Annotated in this window: 4 protein-coding genes; all 4 read left to right on the top strand. The window is 37.4% G+C overall.

Annotation, left to right across the window (positions count from 1 at the left end):
- Window positions 1-2,206: glycoside hydrolase family 3 protein (locus CAG58_RS09730; protein ID WP_237666001.1), on the top strand; the 2,206-nt coding region annotated here is incomplete at its 5' end.
- 30 nt (window positions 2,207-2,236) lie between these two features.
- Window positions 2,237-3,565, top strand: coding sequence for an exo-beta-N-acetylmuramidase NamZ family protein (locus tag CAG58_RS09725; protein WP_161429671.1), 1,329 nt, complete (start codon window positions 2,237-2,239; stop codon window positions 3,563-3,565).
- Window positions 3,566-3,766: 201 nt separating this feature from the next.
- The gene (locus CAG58_RS09720; protein ID WP_237666000.1) at window positions 3,767-4,348 is read left to right on the top strand and encodes a fimbrial protein; all 582 of its coding nucleotides are present in this window, start codon (window positions 3,767-3,769) and stop codon (window positions 4,346-4,348) included.
- Window positions 4,349-4,844: 496 nt separating this feature from the next.
- Complete coding sequence (locus CAG58_RS09715; RefSeq protein ID WP_161429621.1) at window positions 4,845-5,387, top strand: fimbrial protein; 543 nt, start codon at window positions 4,845-4,847, stop codon at window positions 5,385-5,387.
- Window positions 5,388-5,482: the final 95 nt, after the last annotated feature.

Raw genomic sequence — 5,482 nt, 5'->3', positions numbered from 1 at the left:
TCATAACCAACTGTTTTTATTGCAAATTAAGTTAAATTGTTTGTTTTGGTTAATGAGTATTCCATTTTTAGTGGTTATCCTGAATAGAGTTAGATGTGATTTATATCGTAGAACTATCAATAAAAATACATACGATATAGCGGTAATTAATTTGAGAATAAAAATATTAATAACTGGAATTCATGGAGATACGATGAAAACAAAAATAAAGAGCTATTGGATTATTATTGGAATCATGATCACACTAACCGGATGTTTTGAGCGTGATAAACAAGATCCTCTACAAGAAAAAGCACAGCAAATAACTCAAAAAATGACGTTAAGAGAAAAGATTGGTGAAAAACTCATGATGTCTTTTCGTTATTGGTGTGATGACCAAGATGCGCAATGTAGAGATGGATTTATAGAAATCAACGACACTGTTAGCCAGCTCATATCGGATAATCATATTGGCGGTATCATTTTATTTAGTGCTAATTTGACGGATATTGACCAAACCGCTCAGTTAATCTGGGATTTACAAAATTCAACTCATGAGCAGTATCCACTGTCCCTCTTTGTCGCTATCGATCAAGAAGGGGGAAATGTTGTTCGTTTACCAAGGACAAAAGCCACTAACTTGCCGGGTAATATGGCATTAGGTTCTGCTTACTTAAGCAGTGGTGATCTTTCATTGGCTTATGATGCTGGACATATTTTAGCGGCAGAGGTTGGTGCAGTTGGTTTTAATGTTAACTTTGCCCCGGTTGTTGATGTTCAGTCAAACCCTCTCAACCCAGTAATCAATGTTAGAGCTTATGGTGAAGATCCTAAGTTAATTGGATTAATGGCAGGCGAAACGGCAAAAAGCTTTGCTAAAAATAATGTAGTACCTGTTTTTAAGCATTTTCCTGGGCATGGTGATACTCAATCTGACTCACATTACAGCTTGCCAATAGTCAATAAATCAAGGGAAGAAGCGGATGCAACGGACTTATATCCCTATCGATTTGCTATTCAAAACGGTCTTGCACCGGACATGATTATGACTGCGCATATTCAATATCCAGCTTTAGACGGTACGACGGTTGTAAGTAATGTGACTGGGGAAGAGATGATTCTTCCAGCAACACTTTCTAGAGAAATTCAAACCCAGCTGTTACGTAAAGAACTTCAGTACCAGGGAGTAACCATTACTGATGCACTGGACATGAAAGGTATTGCCGATCATTTTTGGCCAGCTGAAGCAGTAATCAAAACCTTTCAAGCTGGGGTAGATATCGCGTTAATGCCTGTGTTAATTCACACTGATCAAGAAAGCCATCAATTAAGTGAGTTAATTGATCAGATTGTACAAGCGGTGCAGTATGGTGATTTGTCAGAACAAGAGATCACTCGTTCAGTTGAAAGAATCGTAAAAACGAAATTGAAATATGGATTAATTAAACAAAATAATCCACCTTCGATTGAGAAGATAAAACAACAAGCTCATCATACGATTGGAAAATCAGAACATAAAATTATCCAGAAGAACATCACAGAGCAGGCGATAACACTGATTCGAAACACGGAGTTTGGTAGTTCAAAGTCACTTCCTATTGCAGAAGAAATGACCAGTAAGGTTCATGTGATTATGCCAAATTATGGGGAGGGAGATAAAGCAAAGACACTAAAAAATGAGTTGATCGAACATGGATTTGAATATGTTTCAGCCAGTTTAATGTCACAGACAACTCAAGATGATGAACAACGAGTTATTGATGAATCAGATATCATTATTATAGGAACGGCATCAACAAAACCCTCACCAGTAGAAAATAATGGTGATGTCAGGTTCGAGCATTATAATCTACAACGTAGTTTGGTTTTTAATGCCAATAATTTTAATGATAATACGGTTATAGATGAATATAAATTCGCTTATGAGTTAATGGAGTACGCATTTAAACGTGGTAAAAACGTTATTCATGTTACTCTTCGGGCTCCCTATGACATTGTTAACTTTGAAAAAGTGTCACACAGTGCTATCGCTACCTATAACTATTATGGTCAAGATAATAATGGAAAAGATCTTGGTTCAAATGTAATGAATGCAGTGGCAAAAATAATTTCAGGTCAGCTAGAGCCTAAAGGGAAACTTCCAGTTAATATTTATCATCAGAATGAAGATGGTTCTTTAGGCGACTTAAGATATAAGATTGGCCATGGATTAACGTACCATAAATAAAACTCACCATTAATAGAGTAAGGGAAAATAATGAAAATATGGTTTAAAACTATTTTTATATTAATTATATCAATTGGGTTGTTGGCTTGTAATTCTGATGAAAGTAATCAGTTACAACTTGGTGTTGATAGACAAGACATTTATGGTCCACTATTAGCTGGTAAAAATGTTGGATTAATGGTTAATCAAAGTTCTTTAGATTCTAAAGGTATGCATACCATAGATAAATTAGTTGCTTTAGAGAGCAAATACAATTTTAAAGTAACCACCCTCTTTGCGGTTGAGCATGGTATTCGAGGTGATAAAGAGGCTGGTGAGGGCGATAACGACCATATTGATGATAAAACTGGCTTACCTATAATCAGTTTATATGGGAGCGATAATGGCAGACCGAGAGCTCGACCAACAGAAGATCAACTCTCTAATGTCGATATTGTTATATACGACTTGCAAGATGTTGGCGTACGTTTTTTTACTTACACAATCTCAATGCATCGAATGATGGAGAGCATTCAAGCGTATGGCAAAGCGTTCATGGTCTTTGATCGCCCAAATCCTAATGGTGATTATGTTTATGGTCCATTACTAGAGGAGGAGAACGTATCTGGTATCGGTATCCATCCCATTCCTATGGTACATGGACTGACTTCTGGTGAACTCGCGACGATGATTGTTGGCCAAGGGTGGTTGACTGGGGTTGATGAATATCGATGGAGTTTGTTTGGGGCGGAGCAATACCGCTTACCCGTTGAAAAGCTGCATGTTATAACCATGAAAAATTACACCCACCAGCAGCCGTATTCTTTGCCAATTAATCCATCACCTAACTTAGCAACGGACTTAGCAATACGTCTATACCCAGCATTGGGACTATTCGAAGCAACCAGTGTGAATATGGGGAGAGGTTCATCTTTCCCTCATGAACAATTAGGTTTTCCGGATCCTAGTTTTTATATTAATACTCAATATCACATTGATCCATCTATCACCGCTTATGGTTGGCCTCAAGGAGGGAAAACCGTTTATGGAGAGCGTTTTAATTATGCTAACCCGCAGCATTATCGTGCGAGTATTAAAGAGTTTGTTCGCTGGTGGCTTGCGTTTCAACATAATGCTAAAAGTTTAGCTGTAGCATACGATCAAGAAGCGAATTACCTTGATTATCAAGAATCTCATTTCGTTATTCGACCCGCATGGCTCGCTAAATTGATTGGTACGAAAAGCTTTCTCGCTGATCTTCAATCTTATTCTAAAGAAGTCACTGAACTTGAATCATTGGTTAAAAAGCTAGAATTACGTTGGCAAAAAGATTTAGATGATTATCGATATCTTTATAATAAATATAAGATTTATCTCTAGCTTATAGAAAATGTTATATATTAATGTGTTGTGTGATGAGTGAATCCTGAGTAATGCTTTCATTCGCTATTTTTATCAGTCTATTCGATACACAAAAAAAGAAAAGGCTATAGGAAATGGACTACAGCCCTTAAGGCTGAGTCCTATATTTGAGTGTTTATGATTGTCGCATAATGATTATGAATTCGGGCAAGATGGTTCTTGCAAGTTAAACTCTTAATCTTAATGGGCATGTTTAAAATGAAAAAATCAATGATTTCTGTCGCTACTTCTTTAGGTCTGTCATCTGCTGTTCTGCTTGCTTCTGCTTCTGCATTCGCAAACAACACAATCACTTTCAATGGTGAAGTAACAGACCAAACTTGTTCTGTTACTGTTAACGGTAACGCATCAAACCCAGTAGTACTGCTTGAAACAGTATCTGCAGCACTGCTAAAAGAAGCTGGCTCAACAGCAGGCGCTAAGACTTTTAGTGTCGGTATTACTGGTTGTACTGCACCTCAAGCTAAAGTTGATGTGACAACCGTATTTGTTGCTAATGGCGTGACTGATAAAGGTAACCTACTCAATACAGGTGATGCTAAAAACGTAGCCCTACAAATCATGGATACAGAAGGCAAAGCAGTGAATTTAAGCTCTCAAGCAGAACTGTCTGGCTTGGTGTTAGAAGCTGGCTCAACTTCTGCCTCAACAGAGTTCGGTGTAGCTTACATTTCTGAAAATGGCGGTGCGACACCTGGTTCAGTAACTGGTGCGTTACAATACGCAGTAGTTTATAACTAATTAGTTGTTGCTTGGAAGTCTGCCTGTTTGAATTTAAACAGGCATTTTCTTGTTCATGGTGGTTTGTGTTTAGTTGATATTTTTTTTGAAGTACTATTGTCTTACTCAAGTAAGTAGTTTTGATACTAAACATAGAATAACCAATAGAAATAGCTCTATTGAAGTCATCCAAGTTGTTTTTATATATACGTACTAATTGGAATTTAAAGTGGAAAGATTTATCAGCGCACGTAAGTTGATAAATTCTTCCACTTTTTCCTATTTCTACAGAAAGACTATTAGATTATTTTTAAATAAGGCTATTTCTAGAAAATAAAGCTTATCTATTGTTCAGAACAAAAACGAGTTTTATTAGGTTATAGGTACACTTAGGGCATAAGGCTTTTCCTACATAGATCAGAGTTTCTTCCTATGTTTGTTCTGTCGGGGAGCGGCGATAATGATTGCGAGTTGAGGCAGGCGTCTGTCTTTATTTGGAAATAAAAAAGGTTTAATAATGAAAAAGTCAATGATTTCTGTAGCTACTTCTTTAGGTTTGTCATCTGCTGTTCTGCTTGCTTCTGCTTCTGCATTCGCAAACAACACAATCACTTTCAACGGTGAAGTAACAGACCAAACTTGTTCTGTTACTGTTAACGGTAACGCATCAAACCCAGTAGTACTGCTTGAAACAGTATCTGCAGCACTGCTAAAAGAAGCTGGTTCAACAGCAGGTGCTAAGACTTTTAGCGTCGGTATTACTGGTTGTACTGCACCTCAAGCTAAAATTGATGTAACAACCGTATTTGTTGCTAACGGTGTGACTGATAAAGGTAACCTACTCAATACAGGTGATGCTAAAAACGTAGCTCTACAAATTATGGATACAGAAGGCAAAGCAGTGAACTTAAGCTCTCCTGCAGAATTGTCTGGCTTGGTGTTAGAAGCTGGTTCAACTTCTGCCTCAACAGAGTTCGGTGTAGCTTACATCTCTGAAAATGGCGGCGCGACACCTGGTTCAGTAACTGGTGCGTTACAATACGCCGTAGTTTATAACTAATTATAGTTTATCACATTAACAATACTTAGCTTGAAGCTGACAGTAGTGTTAAATTTATTTCTTAGTACTTTATAGTTTAGGCGCTACCCAAAAGG

The organism is Vibrio sp. V31_P5A7T61 (assembly GCF_009904895.1).
Lineage (GTDB): Bacteria > Pseudomonadota > Gammaproteobacteria > Enterobacterales > Vibrionaceae > Vibrio > Vibrio metschnikovii.
The sequence above is the reverse complement of the archived record's forward strand: the minus strand, read 5'-3'. Positions and strand labels throughout refer to the sequence as shown.

Bases quoted from the DNA above. Each gene is read 5' to 3' on its own strand.
- CAG58_RS09725 (WP_161429671.1), top strand. From the start codon at position 2,237: ATGAAAATATGGTTTAAAACTATTTTTATATTAATTATATCAATTGGG.
- CAG58_RS09715 (WP_161429621.1), top strand. From the start codon at position 4,845: ATGAAAAAGTCAATGATTTCTGTAGCTACTTCTTTAGGTTTGTCATCT.